This is a genomic window from Amycolatopsis sp. NPDC051061, assembly GCF_040682935.1.
Lineage (GTDB): Bacteria > Actinomycetota > Actinomycetes > Mycobacteriales > Pseudonocardiaceae > Amycolatopsis.
This window is the reverse complement of the sequence record NZ_JBFBBZ010000004.1, coordinates 145,533-164,455: the sequence shown is the minus strand read 5'-3', so window position 1 is coordinate 164,455 and position 18,923 is coordinate 145,533. Positions and strand designations below refer to the sequence as shown.

Genomic DNA, 18,923 nt, shown 5'->3' with positions numbered 1-18,923 from the left:
TCATAACCCTGTTATAAATTGCGTCATAACCAAGTTATGTCAGCTCTGGAGGGGTCAGGCATGGGCAACAAGTTCCTCGAAGGCAACTTCGCCCCGGTGAGCCGGGAGCACACGAGCACCGAGCTGGCCGTCACCGGGCGGATCCCCGGTTTCCTCGACGGCCGCTACCTGCGCAACGGGCCCAACCCGCTGTCCGAGGTGGACCCGGCGGCCTACCACTGGTTCATGGGCGACGGCATGGTCCACGGCGTGCGCCTGCGCGACGGCAAGGCCGAGTGGTACCGCAACCGGTGGGTGCGCAACCCGGCGGTGGCGGCGACGCTCGGCGGCGAGGACGCGAGCCGCTACTGCGGGCTGGACGCGCTCGGCGCCAACACCAACGTCATCGGCCACGCCGGCAAGACCCTCGCGCTGGTGGAGGCGGGCGCGCCGATCTACGAGCTGACCGACGAGCTCGACACCGTCGGCCGCTGCGACTTCGACGGCACGCTGCCCGGCGGCTACACCGCCCACCCCAAGCGCGACCCGCGCACCGGCGAGCTGCACGCCGTGTCGTACTTCTTCGGCATGGGCAACAAGGTCCGGTACTCGGTGATCGACGCGCACGGCCGCGCGCGCCGCACGGTGGACGTCGAGGTCACCGGGTCGCCGATGATGCACGACTTCTCGCTGACCGAAAAGCACGTGGTGTTCTACGACCTGCCGGTGACGTTCAACGCCGAAATGGCGGTCGCCGCCAGCGTGCCCAGCGCCTTGCGGACGCCGGCGAAGCTGGTCGTCTCGGCCATGGTCGGCAAGGTCCGCGTGCCGGACCCGGTGACGGCGATGATGGCGCGCAAGATCGGCGCGAACGGCGGCCTGCCGTACCGCTGGGACCCCGAGTACCCGGCGCGGATCGGCGTCATGCCGCGCGAAGGCGGCAACGGTGACGTCCGGTGGTTCGAGGTCGAGCCGTGCTACGTCTTCCACCCGCTCAACGCCTACGACGACGGCGATTCGATCGTGCTCGACGTCGTCCGCCACCCGAAGATGTTCGACACCGAGCTGCACGGCCCGGACGAGGGCGGCCCGACCCTGGACCGCTGGACCGTCGACCTCACCGCGGGCAAGGTCCTGGAGGAGCGGCTCGACGACCGCGGCCAGGAATTCCCGCGTGTGGACGAGCGCCTGGTCGGCCGGCGCCACCGCTACGGCTACGCGATGTCGGCCGACGGCGGCGCGAACCCCGGCGGCTCCCTGTTCAAGCACGACTTCTCGACGGGCGCACGCCAGGAGCGAGCGTTCGGCGACGGACAGCAGCCCGGCGAGTTCGTCTTCGTCCCGTCCCACGAGGACGCGGCGGAGGACGACGGCGTGTTGATGGGCTTCGTGTTCGACCCGGCGACGCAGCGAAGCGATCTGACGCTGCTCGACGCGGGCACGCTGGAGACGGTCGCGGCGATCCACCTGCCCGACCGCGTGCCCAACGGCTTCCACGGCAACTGGGTCGAGTCGGTTTAGGTGAGCACTCGGTGGTCGCCGGTGTAGAGGTTCATCGAGTCGCCGCGCAGGAAGCCGATCAGCGTCATCCCGTTCTCCTCGGCCAGCTCCACCGCCAGTGACGACGGCGCGGACACCGCGGCCAGCAGCCCGATCCCGGCCATCGCGGCCTTCTGCACCAGTTCGAACGAGGCCCGCCCGGACACGAGCAGGCCGTGCCCGGGGGCGGGGATCCGGCCGTCGAGGACGGCCCAGCCGAGGACCTTGTCGACCGCGTTGTGCCGCCCGACGTCCTCGCGGACGACGGCGAGCTCACCGTCCGGGGTGAACAGTCCCGCCGCGTGCAGGCCGCCGGTGCTGGCGAACACCTTCTGCCGGGCGCGCAGCGCGTCCGGCAGGCCGGCCAGCGTCTCGCTCTTCACCGCGAAGGCCGCTTCGGCCGGGGAGAAGCGGGTCTTGAGCTTGACCGCGTCGAGCGCGGCCTTGCCGCAGACACCACACGAAGAGGTGGTGTAGAAGTTGCGCTCGACCCCGGTGTCGGGCGGCGGCACGCCGGGCGCCAGCGCGATGTCCAGGACGTTGTAGGTGTTGCGGCCCTGGTCGTCGACGCCGTCGCAGTAGCGGGCGACCGAGATGTCCTCGCGGCCGCCGATCACCCCTTCGGACAGCAAGAATCCGTGGGCCAGCTCGACGTCGTGCCCCGGCGTGCGCATGGTGACCGCCAGTGCCTTGCCGTCGACGCGGAGTTCCAGGGGTTCTTCGGCGGCCAGCGAGTCGGGGCGGCGGCGGTCGCCGGTCGCGGAGATCTTCCGCACCGGCCTGCGCACGGTCACCCTGCCCATCGCCCACACCCCTTCTCGACCGGAAAGTTTGACACCCGCATGATGCAACGCCGGGTATTTAGTAATACATTCCCTCCATCATCCCCACTCTAGGAGAGGGATCCGATGGCTCTCGGCTTCCTGGACCGTTCCCGGATCGTGGCACCCCCAGGCTGGACGCGCTGGCTGGTGCCGCCGGCGGCCCTTTCGGTACACCTGTCGATCGGGCAGGCCTACGCGTGGAGCGTGTTCAAGACTCCGCTCGAGAAGACGATGCACCTGAACGGGACGCAGAGCTCGCTGCCGTTCCAGCTCGGCATCGTCATGCTCGGCCTGTCCGCCGCGTTCGGCGGCACGCTCGTCGAGAAGAACGGCCCGCGCTGGGCGATGTTCGTGTCGATGTGCTGCTTCGCGAGTGGGTTCCTCGTCTCCGCGCTCGGCGTGGCGACCGGCCAGTTCTGGCTGGTCGTCGTCGGCTACGGCGGGATCGGCGGCATCGGGCTCGGCATCGGCTACATCTCGCCGGTGTCCACGCTCATCAAGTGGTTCCCGGACCGGCCGGGCATGGCCACCGGCATCGCGATCATGGGCTTCGGCGGCGGTGCGCTGATCGCGTCGCCGTGGTCGTCGTCGATGCTCGGCACCTCGCCGACCACCGGCACGATCGCGACGGCCTTCCTGGTGCACGGCGTCGTCTACGCGGCGTTCATGTCGATGGGCTGGCTGCTCGTGCGCGTCCCGGCCGACGACTGGAAGCCGGCCGGCTGGCAGCCGAAGACCGACCACGGCAAGGCCATGATCAGCACCGCGAACGTCTCGGCCGCCAACGCGATCAAGACGCCGCAGTTCTGGCTCCTGTGGGTCGTGCTGTGCTTCAACGTCACCGCGGGCATCGGCATCCTGGAGAAGGCGTCCCCGATGATCGTGGACTTCTTCAAGAACACGTCGACGCCGGTCGGTACGGCCGCGGCGGCCGGGTTCGTCGCGCTGCTGTCGCTGTGCAACATGCTCGGGCGGTTCGTCTGGTCGTCCACTTCGGACCTGGTCGGCCGCAAGAACATCTACCGCACCTACCTCGGTGTGGGCGCGGTGCTGTACCTGGTGATCGCGCTGACGGACAACTCGTCGAAGGTCGTCTTCATCCTGTGCGCGATGGTGATCCTGTCCTTCTACGGCGGCGGGTTCGCGACCGTGCCGGCCTACCTGAAGGACCTCTTCGGCACCTACCAGGTCGGCGCGATCCACGGCCGGCTGCTCACCGCGTGGTCGGTGGCCGGCGTGCTCGGCCCGCTGATCGTCAACGCGATCGCCGACAACGAGAAGTCGGCCGGCAAGTCCGGCCCGGCGCTCTACCAGCTGTCGTTCTACATCATGATCGGCCTGCTGGTGGTCGGCTTCGTGGCCAACGAGCTGGTGCGGCCGGTCAAGGAGAAGTACCACGAGCCGGTCACGGCGGACGCGGCCGCGAGGAGTGAGGCGTGATGAGCGAGCCTTCGACGAAGACCAACCACGTGCCGCTGATCGCGCTGGCCTGGGCGTGGGTCGTGCTGCCCTTCGCCTACGGCGTGTACCAGCTGCTCCTTAAGCTGGTGCAGCTCTTCGGATAGCGTGTGACCTGAGTCACCCGTGCAGCGGGAGGTGGCCCGGCGGCGTCGGTAGATCGTGCATCTACTGGGGAAGATCGCCGTCGCCGGGCTCGCCTTCGCCGTCCTGAGCGGTACCGCTTACGGCTACGCGAACCTCCGCGCCCTCGACGACGTCACGCGCGACAGCGTCATCGACGCCGACGGCGCCACCGCGCCGGGGGAACAGCCCGCCGACGGCTCGCTCGACATCCTCCTCGTCGGCCGGGACTCCCGTACCGACAAGGAGGGGAAGCCGCTTCCCCCGGACGTCCTGCGCGAGCTGCGGGCCGGCGCCAACGGCGACGACCTCACCGACACCCTCATCGTGCTGCGGATCCCGAACGGCACGCACGACGTGAAAGCGTTCTCCATCCCGCGCGACAGCTACGTCTCCATGCCCGGCGGGAAGGGCAAGATCAACGCCGCGTTCGGGCGCGGGAAGGCCGCCGAAGCGAAGCGGCAGCGTGACTCCGGGGAGACCGACAAGGCGAAGATCGATCAGGTCGCCCTCACCGCGGCGCGGCGCGGGACGCGGCAGGCCGTCGAGGACCTCACCGGCGTCAAGATCGACCACTTCGCCGAGGTCAACCTGCTGAGCTTTTCCGAGATCAGCAAGGCGGTCGGCGGCGTCGACGTCTGCCTCAAGCAGGCGACCAAGGACAAGAACTCCGGCGCGGACTTCCCGGCCGGGCCGCAGCGGATCTCGGGCGCGGACGCGCTGGCCTTCGTCCGCCAGCGCGACCACCTCATCGGCGGCGACTTCGACCGGGTGCGGCGTCAGCAGGTGTTCCTCGCCAGCCTCGCGCGGCAAGTGCTTTCGGCCGGCACGCTCGCCGACCCGGGGAAGCTCGGTGCGCTGATCGACGCCGTCAAGCGGTCCGTCGTGCTCGACGACTCGTGGAACCTGCTCGACTTCGTCGCGCAGATGCGGGGCGTCAGCGGCGGCGGGATCCAGTTCGAGACCATCCCGGTCGTCAACCGCGACTACCGGTACGACCCGCAGGACCACCGGGCCACGGCCGTGCAGGTGGACCCGGCCGCGGTGAAGTCCTTCGCGGCGGCCATGATCGGGACCGCGGCGCCGAAGATCCCGGCCGCCGCCCCGGTCACCGTCGACGTCTCCAACGCGAGCCCGAAGGGCGGCCTCGCCGGCCGCGTGGCCGGTTTCCTGGGGGACCACGGGTTCGTCAAGGGCACGACCGGCAACACCGCGACGCGGCGGACGTCCCTGGTCCGCTTCGGCGCCGATCTCGCGCAGCGGGGCGCGGAGGTCGCGAAGCTGCTGGGCGGGTTGTCGACGCAGGAGGCCGCGGACGTGCCGGCGGGCCACATCGAGGTGGTGCTCGGGTCGGTGTACGCCGGCCCGGGGACGACCGGTGGCGGGGGCGCCCCGGCCGCCGGCGACGACCCGATCACCTCGGGCGGGGTCGTCTGCGTGAATTGACCGCGCGCCGGCAAACGAATGTCCGGCTTTTCACCGAGTTTCGCGCAATTGCGCGAAGAATTTCCGCGAAGTACCGCAAGACCGTTTTCCGCCGACCGGACCACGGCGGACCACGCGGGTGATTGGTCTTGACGCTGCCTCGCTGGTGAGGCAGTGTGCGATGACCGTCGGCGGCAGCACCGCGCGGCGGACCGGAAAAGATCACCGGACCGGTGACGAACCGGAAAGTCAATTTCAGGAATAGGGAAAGTCCGGAACCTATGCGTATCAGCGTTGCCCGCGGAGGGTGGCTCCTTCCGGTGCTCGCTTCCGCCGTTCTGTGCGCCGGATGCCAGTCCGCGTCCGCTTCGGTGCACTACCCCGAGTCGATCGACGCCTGCAAGCTGCCCGGGCCGAACGTGCGCACCCAGCTCGCCCCCGGCACCGTCGAGGTCCCGGCCACTGCGGTGAAGACGGCCGACGCCAAGGTCGTCCCCCAGGATCGCACCACCGAGGGCAACGACCTCACCAGCTGCAAGCGCCTGTTCGCCCGCGACCTCGGCGGCGGCAAGCCCAACATGCAGGACTACCGGCTCGTCACGATCGCCGTGGTGCGGTTCACCGACTCCGACGCGAGCGAGGGCGCGACCAAGGCCACCCAGCTGATGACCGACGCGCTCGGCGACCACTCGGGTGTCCGGCTCGCCACCGGCGTCGGCGACGAGTCCGGGTTTTCCGAGCAGTGGGCCGCCGTGCGCTCCGGGAACGTCGTGCTCGGCATGGCCATCGCCGACGGCGGCACGGAGGCGGCGTTGATCCCACCGGCGACCCTTGACAACGTCCAGGCCGTGGTCACCGACATGACCACCACGCTGCAGCGCGACTACCAGGGCTGAATCAGGGCCGGGGCTCGAGCCGCACGACGATCGCCTTCGACACGGGCGTGTTCGACTTCTCCGCCACCGAGTCCAGCGGCACCAGCGCGTTGGCCTCCGGGAAGTACGCCGCCGCGCACCCGCGGGCCGTCGGGTAGGCCACCACGCGGAAGGACGGCGCACGGCGGTCGCCGTCCCGCCACTCCGAGACCAGGTCGACCAGCGCGCCGTCGGTGAGGCCGAGCGTGGCGATGTCGTCCGGGTTCACCAGCACCACCCGGCGGGCGTTCTCGATGCCGCGGTAGCGGTCGGAAAGCCCGTAGATCGTGGTGTTGTACTGGTCGTGGCTGCGCATCGTCTGCAGCAGCAGCCGGCCCTCGGGCACCTGCGGGTACTCCAATTCGGACACCGTGAAGTTGCCCTTGCCGTTGGCGGTGCCGGTGAACTCGCGGGAGTCGCGCGGCGCGTGCGGCAGCACGAACCCGTCCGGCTCGCGGACGCGGCGGTTGTAGTCCTGACAGCCGGGCACGACCCGGGAGATGCGGTCGCGGACCAGGTCGTAGTCGTTCTCGAACGTCCGCCACGGCACGGCGTGCCCGGCGCCGAACAGCGTTTCGCCGAGCCGGCAGACGATAGCGACCTCCGAGAGGAGGTGCTCGCTCGCCGGCTTGAGGCGCCCGCGCGACGTGTGCACCTGCGACATCGAGTCCTCGACCGTGACGAACTGTTCGCCGCTCGCCTGGACGTCACGCTCGGTGCGGCCGAGCGTCGGCAGGACCAGCGCGGTGCGGCCGTGGACGACGTGGGAGCGGTTCAGCTTCGTCGAGACGTGCACGGTGAGCGAGCACGACTCGAGCGCCTTCTCGGTCGCCTCCGTGTCCGGGGTCGCGGACGCGAAGTTGCCGCCGACGGCGAAGAAGACCTTGCCGCGGCCGTCGCGCATCGCGCGGATCGCGTCGACGGTGTCGAGGCCGTGCTCGCGCGGGACCTCGATGCCGAACTCGCCGGCCAGGGCGTCCATGAAGGACTGCGGCATCTTCTCCCAGATGCCCATCGTCCGGTCGCCCTGGACGTTGGAGTGCCCGCGCACCGGGCACAGGCCGGCGCCCGGCTTGCCGATCATCCCGCGCATCAGGGCCAGGTTCGCGATCTCCGAGATCGTCGGCACCGCGTGCTTGTGCTGCGTGAGGCCCATGGCCCAGCAGTAGATCGTGCGCTCGGAGGAGGCGATCATCCGCGCGACGCGCTCGATCTGCTCGCGCGGCAGCCCGGTGGCGCGCTCGACCTCGGGCCAGTCGATCTCCCGCAGGTGCTTCGCGTAGTCGTCGAAGCCGTCGGTGACCCGCTCGACGAAGTCGCGGTCGACGATCACGCCCGGCGCTTCCTCGTCCCAGGCGAGCAGCAGGTGCCCGACCGCCTGGAACAGCGCGAGGTCGCCGCCGAGGCGGATCTGGGCGAACTCGTCGGCCAGCGGCGTGCCCCTGCCGACGACGCCGCGGACGTTCTGCGGGTTCTTGAACCGCATCAGGCCGGCCTCGGGCAGCGGGTTCACGGCGATGATCTTCGCGCCGTTCCCCTTGGCCTCCTCCAGCGCCGAGAGCATCCGCGGGTGGTTGGTGCCCGGGTTCTGCCCGACGACGACGATCAGGTCGGCCCGGTGGATGTCGGCCAGGCTCACCGAGCCCTTGCCGATGCCGGTGGTCGCGGCGAGGGCCGCGCCGGAGGACTCGTGGCACATGTTGGAGCAGTCCGGCAGGTTGTTGGTGCCGAACGAGCGCACGAGCAGCTGGTAGAGGAACGCGGCTTCGTTGCTGGTGCGGCCCGAGGTGTAGAAGATCGCCTCGTTCGGGTCGGTCAGGGCCTTCAGCTCACCGGCGACGAGCTCGAACGCGTCGTCCCAGGAGATCGGTTCGTAGTGCGTCGCGCCTTCGCGCAGCACGAACGGCTCGGTGACGCGGCCCTGCTGGCCGAGCCAGTAGTCGGTCTTGCTCCGGAGGTCCTCGATCGGGTGCTTCGCGAAGAACTCGCGGTCCACCCGGCGTTTGGTGGCTTCCTCGGCGACGGCCTTGGCGCCGTTCTCGCAGAACTCGGCCAGCTTGCGCTTCTCGCCGTCGACCTCGCGGGGTTCCGGCCACGCGCAGCCCGGGCAGTCAAAGCCCTCACGCTGGTTCAGCAGCCGCAGCGCCTTGACGGTCCGGCCGGTGCCCATCTGCTCGATGCTGCGCGCGAGCGACACGGCGACGCCGGGTATCCCGGCGGCCCAGCCCTTCGGCTTGCCCACCTCGAGGCGGGCTTCGTCCACGTCCTGCGCCGGCGCTTCACGGGTCATGTGTTCATCGTGCGCCTCGATGATCGCGCGCGCGAAGCAGGGGTCGGGCTTTGGCGGCGCGCAGGCCCCGGTCGGCGATGGTGACCGCCAGCAGGAGAACGCTGATGACGACGAGCGCGATGGCGAGCCGGTGCAGGCCGGCCGAGTCGGCGTGCGGGCCGTTGTGCCGGGTGCGCGATGAGGGGGTGCACTTCGGCGCGCTGGTCGGGCGATTGCGTGCCGGGGTTAGGTCACACTTTCGCCGCGCGCAGCCCGCGATCGGCGATGGTGACCGCCAGCAGCAGAACGCTGATGACGACGAGCGCGATGGCGAGCCGGTGCAGGCCGGCCGAGTCGGCGTGCGGGCCGTAGCAAAGCGCGATGAGCGTCGACGCCACGATCGCGCCGAGGTACTGGGCGGTGCGGAAGAGGCCGCTCGCCGTTCCCATCTGCTCGGCGGGCGCCTCGCGGTAGAGCGTCGTCTGGTTCGCGACGCTGGTCAGCCCCTGGGCCAGGCCGAACAACGCGGCCAGCGCCAGCAGCGCGCCGGTCCACGTGCCGTCGTGGACGAGCAGCAGCAACGCCGATCCGCCGACCAGCGCGACCGCGACCGTGACCAGCCGCGCCTTGATGCCGGAGCCGCGCCCCGAGAACGCCGCCGCGCAAACCGCCGTGCCCGACATCGGCAGCAGCATCAGCCCGGCGGCCTCCTCGGACAGCTGCCGCGTGGTCTCCAGCCACTGGACGTAGCCGAACATGATCGCGTAGATGGCCATGAAGCTCAGGGCCTGCCGAAGGTAGGTCCGCAGGATCGCGCGGTTGGCCGCGAGCATCCGCAGGTCGAGGAACGGGTCGTCGCGACGCAGTTCGACCAGCCCGAACGCGATGCCGAACGCCGCGACGACGGCGAGCAGCCAGGGCTCGGTGCCCGGGTCCATCAGGAAGAACAGGAGCGCGAGCAGAGTCGCCGAGAACAGCGTGATGCCCAGGACGTCGATCGGCTTCGCCGTGCGCTCGCCGCGGTCGTCCTTCGGTACCCACAGCAGCGCCAGCACCAGCGACAGCCCGGCGAGCGGGATGTTCACGGCGAAGATCGCCGGCCAGCCGAAGAGGCCGATCAGCAGCCCGCCCAGGGTCGGGCCGATCACCATCACCGTCTGCGCCGACATCGACAGCACCGACAGCACGCGCGCGGGCACGCCTTGGCCGCTCGCCTCCGCGTGGTGGCGCAGCACGGCCATCGCGGCCGGGAAGCCGGCGCACGTGCCGAGCCCCAGGACGACCCGCACCCCGGTCAGCCAGCCGACCGAAAGCGGGATCATGCCCGCGATCCCCGCGATGATCACCAGCACCGCGCCGCCGAGCAGGACGCGGCGGGCGCCGTAGCGGTCCACCAGCAGCCCGACCACCGGCTGGCCGACCGCGGTGGCCAGGTAGAGCGCCGAAATCAGCCAGGCCGTCTGGCCGGGGCCGGCCCCGAAGCTCTGTCCGATCGGCACGAGCGCGACGGCGATGAGGGTGGAGTTGATCGGGTTGAGCACCGCGCCGGCCACCAGTGGGGTGACCAGGCGGGTGCCGAACTTCGCGGGGGCGGCGATGGTGCTCGTGAGAACGCTCCTTGTTTTTACAAGCCGACGGGATCTAGTGCTGGGCGACGCGCTGCAGCAGCGGCAGCGCGCGGGTGACGGCGTCGAGTTCGGCGGGGGACAGGGCGTCCACCAGGGCCTGGGCGAGCCACTCGTCGCGGTGCTGCAGGATGCCGCGCACGGTGTCGGAGCCGGCTTCGGAGAGGCTGATCACCACGCGGCGCCGGTCGGCCGGGTCGGGGGTGCGCGCGAGGTAGCCGAGCTCGTCGAGGACGCCGAGGGTGGCGGCCATCGACTGCTGCCGGACGTGCTCGGCCGCCGCCAGCTCGCCCTGGGTGGCGGGGCCGTCGCGGTGGAGCCGGTTGAGCACGGCGGACTGCGACGGCGTCAGGATCCCGGCGTTGTCGACCTGGCGCAGCCGGCGGTGCAGCTGCCCGACGACCGCGCGGATCCAGCCGGCGCTTTCAGCGACGTGTGCGGGTACTTCGCCCATGCACACAGTTTAACTGTACAGTCCAGACTGTGCATCAGGATGTGACCAAGGTCCGTGAAGGCCACCTTCACGGACTTTAAGTTCCTGAAGGTGGCCTTCACGGCCGGTCAGGCCGGGCAGCCGTCGAGGGTCGGCACCGGGTACTTCGGGTCGTAGTAGCCGGGCGCGTCCTGGTCGTCACCGGTGGTCGGCGGCGCCGGCGGGTTGGCGTAGCCGGGCGCCAGGTAGCCGTCCTGCGCGGCGGCGCAGCCGACGGCCGAGAAGGCGCTCGAACCACCCTCGAGCCACAGACCCTGGCTGCTCTTCGTGAAGTTCGAGCCGCTCCGGATGACGTACGTCTCGTCCAGGCGCTGAAAGGTGACGATCTCGGCCGGGCTCGTCAGGCCCTCGGGGTGGACGTCGTCGAAGGCGTAGGCGATCACGTACTTCGCGTCGACGACCAGTTCGCCGGCCTTCGCGCCGGGGTGCGCGGCGAGCGTGCCGAACGTGCGCGGGCCCGCGTCGAGCAGGTGGTAGCCGTCGGCGATCTCGGTGACGTACGCGGCGAAGCCGCCCTCGTCCTTGGTCCGCTTCTTGGCCAGCTCCACGGCGATCTGCTCGCGGTCGTCCGGGGCGAACAGCGCCGCGTACGCCTTCGTGTCGTGGCCGGTCAGGACGGCGGGGTCGAGGTGCGCGGCGCTGATGACCTGCTTGACCTTCGCGTAGGCGTCGGCAACCGCCTCGGCCTTGGCAGCGCCGACCGCGGCCGCGGCGGGCGCGGTGATGCCGTCCAAGCCCTTCGGCCAGGTGTCGGCGGGGGTGTGCGCGTACGGGCGGGCCAGGTCGACCGGGGCGACGTCCGGCACCGATGTGGGGTTCGGCGGCGCGGCGTCCGGGGCGGGCCGGCGGCCGACCAGCACGATCGCCGCGGTGGTCACGGCGAGGATCGCCACGAACACGCCGAGCATCCACCAGCGGCCGCGGGGCTTCCGGGAGCGGCGGCGTTTCTGCTGCTTGCGGAGCTGCTTTCGGTCCTTCTTCGCGCCCAGCCAGGCGTCGGTCTGCGCGTGCTTGCGCCAATCCGGGTCCATCAGGTCCGGGTGCGAATCGAGCAGGTTGTCCTCGTCCACGTGCTTTCCCCCAAGGTCGATGCCTGATCATCGACAGCGGGGCAGGAGCGTTACGAGCCGAAGAACAGGAACGGGTCCTCGTTGACGCCGACGCCCTGGATCTGGTGCACGATGATGGCCGCCGCGACCAGGACGACGACCAGCAGCAGGGCCAGGATGCCCGGCCAGCGGTTCTGCCCCGGCTGCGAGACCGCGCCGGTGCGGCGCTCGCGCTTGCGGCGCTTCTGCAGGTCCTTCTTCGCGCCCAGCCAGGCGTCCCGCTCGGCGTACTTCTGCCATTCCGGGTTCATCAGATCCGGGTGCGTCTCGAGGCGCCGGTCGTCCGGATCCTGCGGCTGCTGAGGCTCTGCCATCGGAGAGTGCCTTCCCCCTGGGTGACCCGCCGTGACGGGTTCGTAGACTTGTCCATTGTGACCGAGAACGCTCCGCAGCAGACCACCGACCTTCCGGGTGCCTGGGACCCGGCCGCCGAAGAAGCACCGATGTACGACCGCTGGGTAGCGGCCGGGTACTTCACGGCCGACGCCGCGTCGGGGAAGCCGCCGTTCTCGATCGTACTGCCGCCGCCGAACGTCACCGGTTCCCTGCACATGGGCCACGCCCTCAACCACACGTTGATGGACGCGATGAGCCGCCGCCGTCGCATGCAGGGCTACGAGGTGCTGTGGCTGCCGGGCATGGACCACGCGGGCATCGCGACGCAGAACGTCGTCGAGCGCCAGCTCGCCGGCGAGGGCCTTTCGCGCCACGACCTGGGCCGGGAGAAATTCGTCGAGCGCGTCTGGGAGTGGAAGGCCGAGTACGGCGGCCGGATCCTCGGCCAGATGAAGCGCCTCGGCGACGGCGTCGACTGGTCGCGTGAGCGCTTCACGATGGACGAGAACCTGTCGAAGGCCGTCCAGACGGTGTTCAAGAACTTCTTCGACGAGGGCCTGATCTACCGCGCCGAGCGGATCATCAACTGGTGCCCGCGCTGCCAGACGGCGCTCTCGGACATCGAGGTCGACCACAACGACGACGACGGCGAGCTCGTGTCGATCCGCTACGGCGACGGCGACAACGCGATCGTGGTGGCCACCACCCGCGCCGAGACGATGCTGGGTGACACCGCGGTCGCCGTCCACCCGGACGACGAGCGGTACGCGCACCTCGTCGGCACCGAGGTCGAGCTGCCGCTGACCGGCCGGCGCATCCCGATCGTGGCCGACAAGCACGTCGACCCCGAGTTCGGCACCGGCGCGGTCAAGGTGACCCCGGCGCACGACCCGAACGACTTCGAGATCGGCCGCCGGCACGACCTGCCGATGCTGACGATCATGAACGAGCGCGCCGAGATCACCGCGCCGGGGCCGTTCGAGGGTCTCGACCGGTTCGAGGCGCGCCCGGCGGTCGTCGCCGCGCTGCGCGAGGCCGGCCGGATCGTGGCCGAGAAGCGCCCGTACGTGCACGCGGTCGGGCACTGCTCGCGCTGCGACACGGTCGTCGAGCCGCGGCTGTCGCTGCAGTGGTGGGTCAAGGTCGAGGAGCTGGCGCGGCTGGCCGGCGACGCCGTTCGCGACGGCCGCACCAAGATCCACCCGCCGGAGCTGGGCAAGCGGTACTTCGACTGGGTCGACAACATGCACGACTGGACGATCTCGCGCCAGCTGTGGTGGGGCCACCGGATCCCGGTGTTCTACGGCCCGGACGGTGAAGTGGTGTGCGTCGGCCCGGACGAGCAGGCGCCGTCCGGAGAGGGCTGGACGCAGGACCCGGACGTGCTGGACACGTGGTTCTCGTCGGGCCTGTGGCCGATGTCGACGCTCGGCTGGCCCTCTGCTTCGGACGACCTGGCCAAGTTCTACCCGACCAGCGTTCTTTCGACGGGCTACGACATCCTGTTCTTCTGGGTCGTCCGGATGATGATGTTCGGCGTGCACGAGATGGACGGCAAGCAGCCGTTCGACCACGTGTACCTGCACGGGCTGATCCGTGACGCGCAGGGCAAGAAGATGTCGAAGTCCCGCGGCAACGTGATCGACCCGCTGGAGTGGATGGACGCGTACGGCGCGGACGCCACCCGGTTCACCCTGGCCCGCGGCGCGAACCCGGGCGCGGACATGGCCCTGGCCGACGAGTGGGCGGCGGGTTCCCGCAACTTCTGCACGAAGCTGTGGAACGCGACGAAGTTCGCGATGATGAACGGGGCTTCGGTCGCTGCTCCGCTGCCTTCTTCTGCTGAGCTGACCGAGTCCGACCGCTGGATCCTGGGGCGGTTGAGCGCGCTGGTGTCCGAAGTGGACGGCCTGTTCGAGGACTTCCAGTTCGCGAAGGTGGCGGGCGCGCTTTACCAGTTCACCTGGAACGAGCTGTGCGACTGGTACCTGGAGCTGGCGAAGGTCCAGCTGTACCAAGGAGACGACGCGCGGGTCGCGGCGACGCGGTCGGTGCTCGGGCACGTGCTGGACACGGTGCTGCGGCTCCTGCACCCGTTCATCCCGTTCATCACGGAGAAGCTCTGGACGGCGCTGACGGGCGGCACGTCCTTGGTGATCGCCGCCTGGCCGATTGCTTTCGAGGGGTACACCGACGCCGAGGCGGACGCCCGGATCGCGGACGTCCAGAAGCTGGTGACGGAGATCCGCCGCTTCCGCGCGGACCAGGGGTTGAAGCCGGGCCAGAAGGTGGCGGCCCGGTTGGCGGGTTACGCGGGCGGCCACGAAGAGGCGGTCCGGTCGCTGGTCCGGTTGACCGCGCCTTCGGACGAGTTCGCGGCGAGTGCGTCGCTCGAAGTGGCCCTGGCGGCCGGCGTGGTGACGGTGGAGCTGGACCTGTCGGGCACGGTCGACGTGGCCGCGGAGCGCAAGCGGCTGGAGAAGGATCTCGCGGCGGCGCAGAAGGAGCTGACCCAGACGGAGGCGAAGCTGGGCAACGAGGCGTTCATCGCGAAGGCCCCGGCCCCGGTGATCGACAGGATCAAGGTGCGCAAGGAGACGGCGGTGTCGGACATCGACCGCATCACGGCTCGGTTGGCCGCTCTTCCGGCTTCCTGAGGTCGTCGACCAAAGCCCGGCGCTTCCACGTGAAAGTGCCGGGCTTTGTCGTACTCCTCCGCCAGTCTGGGAATTGGGGGCCGCTCAGTCGGGTTCGATGGTCCGCGCCGCTTCGATCAAGGCGACCGACTCCGGTGTCACCCGGCGATCGGCCGGGGTCGCCAGGAACGTCGGCATCCGGGGCGTCGGGTTGGCCAACGGCCGGAAGACCACTCCCGGCACCGGCAGCAGGTTCGCGTGCGCCCGGTAGAAGACGGTCCAGTGTGGACGGCCGAATCCCAGTGTCCCCAACGTGTCCTGTGCCGTCGTGAACTCCTTGCCCAGTAACGGTTCGAAGCCGGCGGAGCGGCAACACGACACCACCAGGTCGTACAACGGCTGGTTCCGCGAAGGCGAACTGAGCCGCACTGGCAGCGAAGCCAACGAAGCGAACTCGACGACGTCCGAAGCGGCCAGCGGGTGCGAGGCCGGCAACGCCACCATCACCTCGTCCGTCCACAAGGGAGTGAAGTCGAGGCCCGAAGACGGCCAGGAGCCACGCACGATGGTCGCGTCCAGGGAGCCGTCGCGGACCCGCTGGAGCCGTTCGGCCGTCGGTGCATGGACCAGCTCCAGCTGGGCCGCGGGCTCGAGCCGCGTGAACGCGCTGAGCAGGAGGTCCAGGCGATCGCCGAGGCCCTCGCTGGTGCCCAGCCGCAGGAAAGCACGCGGTGCGCGGAACTCCGACACCGAATCCGAAGCCCGCTCGGCCGCCGCCAGCACGGCTCGCGCGTGCGGCAGGAACCGCTGCCCCGCCTCGGTCAGTGACACGTTCCGCGTCGTACGAAGAAACAGCGACACGCCCAGCGAACGCTCCAGCCGCCGGACCTGCTGGCTCACCGCCGGCTGGACGATGTGCAGCCGCTCCGCCGCCCGCCCGAAGTGCAGCTCCTCGGCGACCGTCACGAAGTACCTCAGCTGGCGAAGCTCCACGAGCCGCCCCCATTCATCAGCATTCGTGATGAGTGTAGGAGCTGACCGACTCTCGATGAGCGGGATCCCGGCCACCAAGCTCGAGGCATGCCTTACCTGGACATCAACGACACCCGGATCCACTACGAAGATGCCGGAGCGGGACCCGCACTGCTGTTCCTGCACGGCTGGGGGACCAACGGCCACGTCTGGCAGGCGTGCCTGCCCGACCTCGTCCGTGACCACCGCGTCGTCACGCTCGACTGGCGCGGTTGCGGCCGCTCGGACCGCCCGGCGACCGGCAACACGATCGCCGGCAACACCGCCGACATCGCCGCCGTGATCGAACAGCTGGCCATCAAGCCGGTGGTCGTCGGCTCGTCGTTCGGCGCGGTCTTCGCCACCGAACTGGCCCTGGCCCGGCCCGAGCTCGTCGCCGGCGTGGTGGCCGTCGACGGACCGGGGTACTGGCCCGCGGCCGCGATGCGGGAAAAGGTCCTCGACCTGCGTGAACAGATGGCCGGCGACCGCTTCGGCACGCTCGCGGGGTGGGTGCCGAACTGGTTCGCGCCGGGCGTCTCGCCCGCGCTGGTCGACTGGACCGTGCGGCAGCTGGTCGACTCGAGCACCTACATCGACACGCTGTTCACCGAGGTGACGACGTACGACCCGCGGCCCCGCCTCGGAGACCTGACGGTCCCGATCACCTACCTGCACGGCGAGCTCGACCCCGAGATCCCCCTCGAGGTCCCGCGCACCTGCGCCGCCGCGACGCCGGGCGCCCAGGTGCACGTCATCGCCGGCTGCGGCCACCTCCCGCACCAGGAGGACCCGCGCGCGTTCACCGCCGCCCTCCGCGCGATCGCCTGAGGGAGACGACCGATGCCGAAAGTGACGCTCGAAGACACCGTCGTCCACTACGACCGGACCGGCGACGGCCCCGCGCTGCTCCTGCTGCACGGCACCGCCGCCTCCCGCGAGCAGTGGGCACCTTTGACGGCGAAGACACCGGGCTACACGGTCCTGGCCCCGGACTTCCCCGGCTCCGGCTTGACCACCGACCACGGCGGCCCGGTCGGCGTCGAGGACCTCGCCGCGCAAGCCGAAGCCGTCCTGGACCACGCGGGAGCTGGCGCGGCCCACGTCGTCGGCCACTCGCTGGGCGCCGTCGTGGCCGCGCACCTGGCCGGTACCCGCCCGGACCGCGTCCGGAAAGCGGTTCTGCACGCCGCGTGGCCCGTCACCAGCACCAGGCAGGACGCCGAGTTCCGCTACTGGCTCGACCTGCTCGCAACCGGGACCTTCGCCCGGATGCTCCCGCTGATGGCGTTCGGCCCGCGCTACTGGGACCACGCCACCGCCGAGAGCAACGAAGAGCTGGTCAAGACCCTGGAGACGATGGTCGAGCCGGGAACGGACCGGCAGATCGAGGCCGACCGCGGCGTCGACCTGCGGGCCGTGCTCCCGAAGATCACCGCGCCGGTGCTGGTGCTCGGCAGCGCGCACGACCGGCTGGTCACGGCGGAGCAGCAGCGCGAGCTGGTCGCCGCGATCCCGGACGCGCGCGCCGCCGGGATCGACGCCGGGCACGGCGCCCCGGCCGAGCTGCCGGAGGAGTTCGCCCGGATCGTGCTGGAGTTCGTCAGCGCAGGGCGGTGAGCACCGCCGCGGCCATGCCCGCCATCCCCGTCTTGAGGGGGTGGTAGGCGGCCGCGACGAAGATGTTCTGATCCTTGCCGTTGATCCACGCCGCGCCGCCGCGCGCACACGCGTCGTGGCCACGGGACGCGCCGAACGTGTCCACGAACACCGCGTTCCCGTCCGCGTCCACCGCCTCGGCCAGCATGCCGTTCAACGCCTCTTCGACGCTGTTCAGCCACGCGTAGTCGCCGTCGGCGAACGGCAGCACGTCCGGGCAGTAGCCGGACTCCGGGGCGATCCGCGGGTAGCCGACCACCAGGACCCGCGCGGCCGGCGACCGCTCGTGGATCGCGGTGAGCACGGCCTCGACCCGCGGTCCGATGTTCTCGATCGCCGACGTGAGGGAGCCGCCGAAGTGCTTTTCGCACGGGTTGCCCGCCGGGTCGCCCGGCCGCAGGCCCGGACACGTCGAGATGAGGCTGCCGAACACGCCGCCGTCGTTGCCGCCGATGCCCAGCGTGACCAGGGCGGTGTCGGCCCGCAGGGCGCCGAGCTGCGGCGGGTTGGTGCCGTTGAACGGCACGCTCTGCGGGCGCGTCATGTTCGTGGTGTCCGCGCCGGCGCAGCTGACGTCGGTGAACCGGGCGGGGTGCAGGGCCGCGGCCACCACCGACGGGTAGTTCGCCGTCGACCGGCCGCACCCCAGCGGGTCGAACTGCTGCACCGGGATGAACGGCCCGGAGGTGTAGGAGTCGCCGAGGGCGACGTAGCCGCCGAGGGGCGCCGCGGAAGCGGCGGTGGCGGACGCCGGGAGCAGGATGGCTGCCGCGAAGATCGCGGTGAGCAGCCGGGTGATGCGCATGAAGGCCCCTGTCTGTTCGGCGAAACGCTCCTTCCACATCTAGCGAGCGCCGGACACCGAGGGGACGGACTTCACCCGCCAGTCGGGTCACCGTCGCCGTGCTCACGGTAAGTGATCAGCGTGCGCCAGAACAGCAACGGCCGGACGGTGCTCCCGGGCAGCAGCCGGGCCGACTCGCGGCGCACCTCGGCCAGCGTCGGGTAGTCGTCGACGACCGGGGCCTTCGGGCCGTCCTCCGGGCCGCCGTTCAGCCGCTCGCCGGCGTAGACGACCAGCCGGGCGAGAGTGTTGACCGGGACCGCCGCGATCGCCCGCGCCCAGTCCACCGGGGTGCTCGGTCTCGCCAGGCCGAGCACCACGAGGACGCCGCCCGGCACCAGGGCGCGGCGCAGCTTGGCGACCGTCTCGAACGGCATGTGGTGCAGGGAGGCGAGGCACGAAATGAAGTCGTAGTGCTGTTCGGGCAGGGCGTCGGTGGTGACGTCGGCCTGCCGGTAGACGATCTTGCCCGGCCCCGGTGAGCCGAGGCCCGACGCCGCCTCGACCATCGCGGCCGAGACGTCGACCGCCTCCACCGCCATGCCGGTCGCGGCCAGCCGCCGCGCGAACCGGCCGGTGCCGCACCCGACGTCCAGCGCGATCCCCGGCCCGGGCGGCAGGTGGTCCAGCAGCAGCGGGTGGTAGTGGTCGTTGTGGTTGAACGGCATGCGTCGAGAGT

At 70.6% G+C, this 18,923-nt stretch carries 18 protein-coding genes; 9 read left to right on the top strand and 9 right to left on the bottom strand.

The features are described from left to right. Positions 1-60 precede the first annotated feature (60 nt). The gene (locus tag AB0N03_RS07255; RefSeq protein ID WP_364366736.1) at positions 61-1,500 is read left to right on the top strand and encodes a carotenoid oxygenase family protein; all 1,440 of its coding nucleotides are present in this window, start codon (positions 61-63) and stop codon (positions 1,498-1,500) included. Here AB0N03_RS07255 and fdhD read toward each other — a convergent pair. Further along, complete coding sequence (fdhD, locus tag AB0N03_RS07250; RefSeq protein WP_364366733.1) at positions 1,497-2,321, bottom strand: formate dehydrogenase accessory sulfurtransferase FdhD; 825 nt, start codon at positions 2,319-2,321, stop codon at positions 1,497-1,499. The genes AB0N03_RS07255 and fdhD overlap by 4 nt on opposite strands. Before the next feature lie 105 nt (positions 2,322-2,426). On the opposite strand from fdhD, the gene AB0N03_RS07245 reads away from it, so the two are divergent. The 4 genes from AB0N03_RS07245 to AB0N03_RS07230 all read left to right on the top strand — a co-directional run bounded on the left by AB0N03_RS07245 (position 2,427) and on the right by AB0N03_RS07230 (position 6,244). Next, positions 2,427-3,782 (top strand): OFA family MFS transporter, encoded by a 1,356-nt coding sequence (locus AB0N03_RS07245; protein WP_364366730.1) that lies wholly within the window; start codon positions 2,427-2,429, stop codon positions 3,780-3,782. Next, positions 3,782-3,907 carry a hypothetical protein gene (locus tag AB0N03_RS07240; protein WP_364366727.1) on the top strand — a complete coding sequence of 42 codons (126 nt, stop codon included), beginning with the start codon at positions 3,782-3,784 and terminating at the stop codon, positions 3,905-3,907. The genes AB0N03_RS07245 and AB0N03_RS07240 overlap by 1 nt, the downstream gene beginning before the upstream one ends. 55 nt (positions 3,908-3,962) lie before the next feature. Further along, complete coding sequence (locus tag AB0N03_RS07235; protein ID WP_364366724.1) at positions 3,963-5,369, top strand: LCP family protein; 1,407 nt, start codon at positions 3,963-3,965, stop codon at positions 5,367-5,369. A 299-nt stretch (positions 5,370-5,668) separates the two neighbouring features. Continuing rightward, entirely contained in the window at positions 5,669-6,244 is a 576-nt protein-coding gene (locus tag AB0N03_RS07230; protein WP_364366721.1) for a hypothetical protein, read from the top strand. A 1-nt stretch (position 6,245) separates the two neighbouring features. On the opposite strand, the gene AB0N03_RS07225 is transcribed toward AB0N03_RS07230, so the two are convergent. Then, positions 6,246-8,552 carry an FdhF/YdeP family oxidoreductase gene (locus AB0N03_RS07225; RefSeq protein WP_364366718.1) on the bottom strand — a complete coding sequence of 769 codons (2,307 nt, stop codon included), beginning with the start codon at positions 8,550-8,552 and terminating at the stop codon, positions 6,246-6,248. Between the two features lie 19 nt (positions 8,553-8,571). Here AB0N03_RS07225 and AB0N03_RS07220 point away from each other — a divergent pair, with 19 nt between their 5' ends. Then, positions 8,572-8,733: a hypothetical protein gene (locus AB0N03_RS07220; protein WP_364366715.1), complete on the top strand. Its 162-nt coding sequence runs from the start codon at positions 8,572-8,574 to the stop codon at positions 8,731-8,733. Between the two features lie 49 nt (positions 8,734-8,782). Here the strand turns inward: AB0N03_RS07220 and AB0N03_RS07215 are convergent, their stop codons facing one another. From AB0N03_RS07215 to AB0N03_RS07200, 4 genes are all read right to left on the bottom strand, one after another. Beyond that, complete coding sequence (locus AB0N03_RS07215; protein WP_364366712.1) at positions 8,783-10,084, bottom strand: MFS transporter; 1,302 nt, start codon at positions 10,082-10,084, stop codon at positions 8,783-8,785. 88 nt (positions 10,085-10,172) lie between these two features. After that, entirely contained in the window at positions 10,173-10,610 is a 438-nt protein-coding gene (locus AB0N03_RS07210; RefSeq protein ID WP_364366709.1) for a MarR family transcriptional regulator, read from the bottom strand. Positions 10,611-10,717: 107 nt separating this feature from the next. Next, complete coding sequence (locus AB0N03_RS07205; protein ID WP_364366706.1) at positions 10,718-11,719, bottom strand: hypothetical protein; 1,002 nt, start codon at positions 11,717-11,719, stop codon at positions 10,718-10,720. 50 nt (positions 11,720-11,769) lie between these two features. Next, complete coding sequence (locus AB0N03_RS07200) at positions 11,770-12,072, bottom strand: hypothetical protein (protein WP_364366703.1); 303 nt, start codon at positions 12,070-12,072, stop codon at positions 11,770-11,772. Positions 12,073-12,129: 57 nt separating this feature from the next. Between AB0N03_RS07200 and AB0N03_RS07195 the strand changes: the two genes are divergently transcribed. Beyond that, positions 12,130-14,751, top strand: a complete 2,622-nt coding sequence (locus tag AB0N03_RS07195) for a valine--tRNA ligase (RefSeq protein WP_364366700.1) — start codon at positions 12,130-12,132, stop codon at positions 14,749-14,751. A gap of 84 nt (positions 14,752-14,835) precedes the next feature. Here AB0N03_RS07195 and AB0N03_RS07190 read toward each other — a convergent pair whose 3' ends face one another. Beyond that, complete coding sequence (locus AB0N03_RS07190) at positions 14,836-15,723, bottom strand: LysR family transcriptional regulator (RefSeq protein ID WP_364366697.1); 888 nt, start codon at positions 15,721-15,723, stop codon at positions 14,836-14,838. An 87-nt stretch (positions 15,724-15,810) separates the two neighbouring features. Here AB0N03_RS07190 and AB0N03_RS07185 point away from each other — a divergent pair, with 87 nt between their 5' ends. Beyond that, positions 15,811-16,572 carry an alpha/beta hydrolase gene (locus tag AB0N03_RS07185; RefSeq protein ID WP_364366694.1) on the top strand — a complete coding sequence of 254 codons (762 nt, stop codon included), beginning with the start codon at positions 15,811-15,813 and terminating at the stop codon, positions 16,570-16,572. Between the two features lie 12 nt (positions 16,573-16,584). Beyond that, positions 16,585-17,361 carry an alpha/beta hydrolase gene (locus tag AB0N03_RS07180; RefSeq protein ID WP_364366692.1) on the top strand — a complete coding sequence of 259 codons (777 nt, stop codon included), beginning with the start codon at positions 16,585-16,587 and terminating at the stop codon, positions 17,359-17,361. Here AB0N03_RS07180 and AB0N03_RS07175 read toward each other — a convergent pair. Continuing rightward, a complete protein-coding gene (locus tag AB0N03_RS07175; RefSeq protein WP_364366689.1) occupies positions 17,345-18,205 on the bottom strand; it encodes an SGNH/GDSL hydrolase family protein in 861 nt (286 codons plus the stop codon). The genes AB0N03_RS07180 and AB0N03_RS07175 overlap by 17 nt on opposite strands. Positions 18,206-18,276: 71 nt before the next feature. Then, a complete protein-coding gene (locus AB0N03_RS07170; protein ID WP_364366686.1) occupies positions 18,277-18,912 on the bottom strand; it encodes a class I SAM-dependent methyltransferase in 636 nt (211 codons plus the stop codon). Positions 18,913-18,923: the final 11 nt, after the last annotated feature.

Bases quoted from the DNA above. Each gene is read 5' to 3' on its own strand.
- AB0N03_RS07185 (WP_364366694.1), top strand. From the start codon at position 15,811: ATGCCTTACCTGGACATCAACGACACCCGGATCCACTACGAAGATGCC.
- AB0N03_RS07245 (WP_364366730.1), top strand. From the start codon at position 2,427: ATGGCTCTCGGCTTCCTGGACCGTTCCCGGATCGTGGCACCCCCAGGC.
- AB0N03_RS07220 (WP_364366715.1), top strand. From the start codon at position 8,572: ATGATCGCGCGCGCGAAGCAGGGGTCGGGCTTTGGCGGCGCGCAGGCC.
- fdhD (WP_364366733.1), bottom strand. From the start codon at position 2,321: ATGGGCAGGGTGACCGTGCGCAGGCCGGTGCGGAAGATCTCCGCGACC.
- AB0N03_RS07240 (WP_364366727.1), top strand. From the start codon at position 3,782: ATGAGCGAGCCTTCGACGAAGACCAACCACGTGCCGCTGATCGCGCTG.
- AB0N03_RS07225 (WP_364366718.1), bottom strand. From the start codon at position 8,552: ATGACCCGTGAAGCGCCGGCGCAGGACGTGGACGAAGCCCGCCTCGAG.
- AB0N03_RS07200 (WP_364366703.1), bottom strand. From the start codon at position 12,072: ATGGCAGAGCCTCAGCAGCCGCAGGATCCGGACGACCGGCGCCTCGAG.
- AB0N03_RS07170 (WP_364366686.1), bottom strand. From the start codon at position 18,912: ATGCCGTTCAACCACAACGACCACTACCACCCGCTGCTGCTGGACCAC.
- AB0N03_RS07255 (WP_364366736.1), top strand. From the start codon at position 61: ATGGGCAACAAGTTCCTCGAAGGCAACTTCGCCCCGGTGAGCCGGGAG.
- AB0N03_RS07210 (WP_364366709.1), bottom strand. From the start codon at position 10,610: ATGGGCGAAGTACCCGCACACGTCGCTGAAAGCGCCGGCTGGATCCGC.
- AB0N03_RS07180 (WP_364366692.1), top strand. From the start codon at position 16,585: ATGCCGAAAGTGACGCTCGAAGACACCGTCGTCCACTACGACCGGACC.
- AB0N03_RS07175 (WP_364366689.1), bottom strand. From the start codon at position 18,205: ATGCGCATCACCCGGCTGCTCACCGCGATCTTCGCGGCAGCCATCCTG.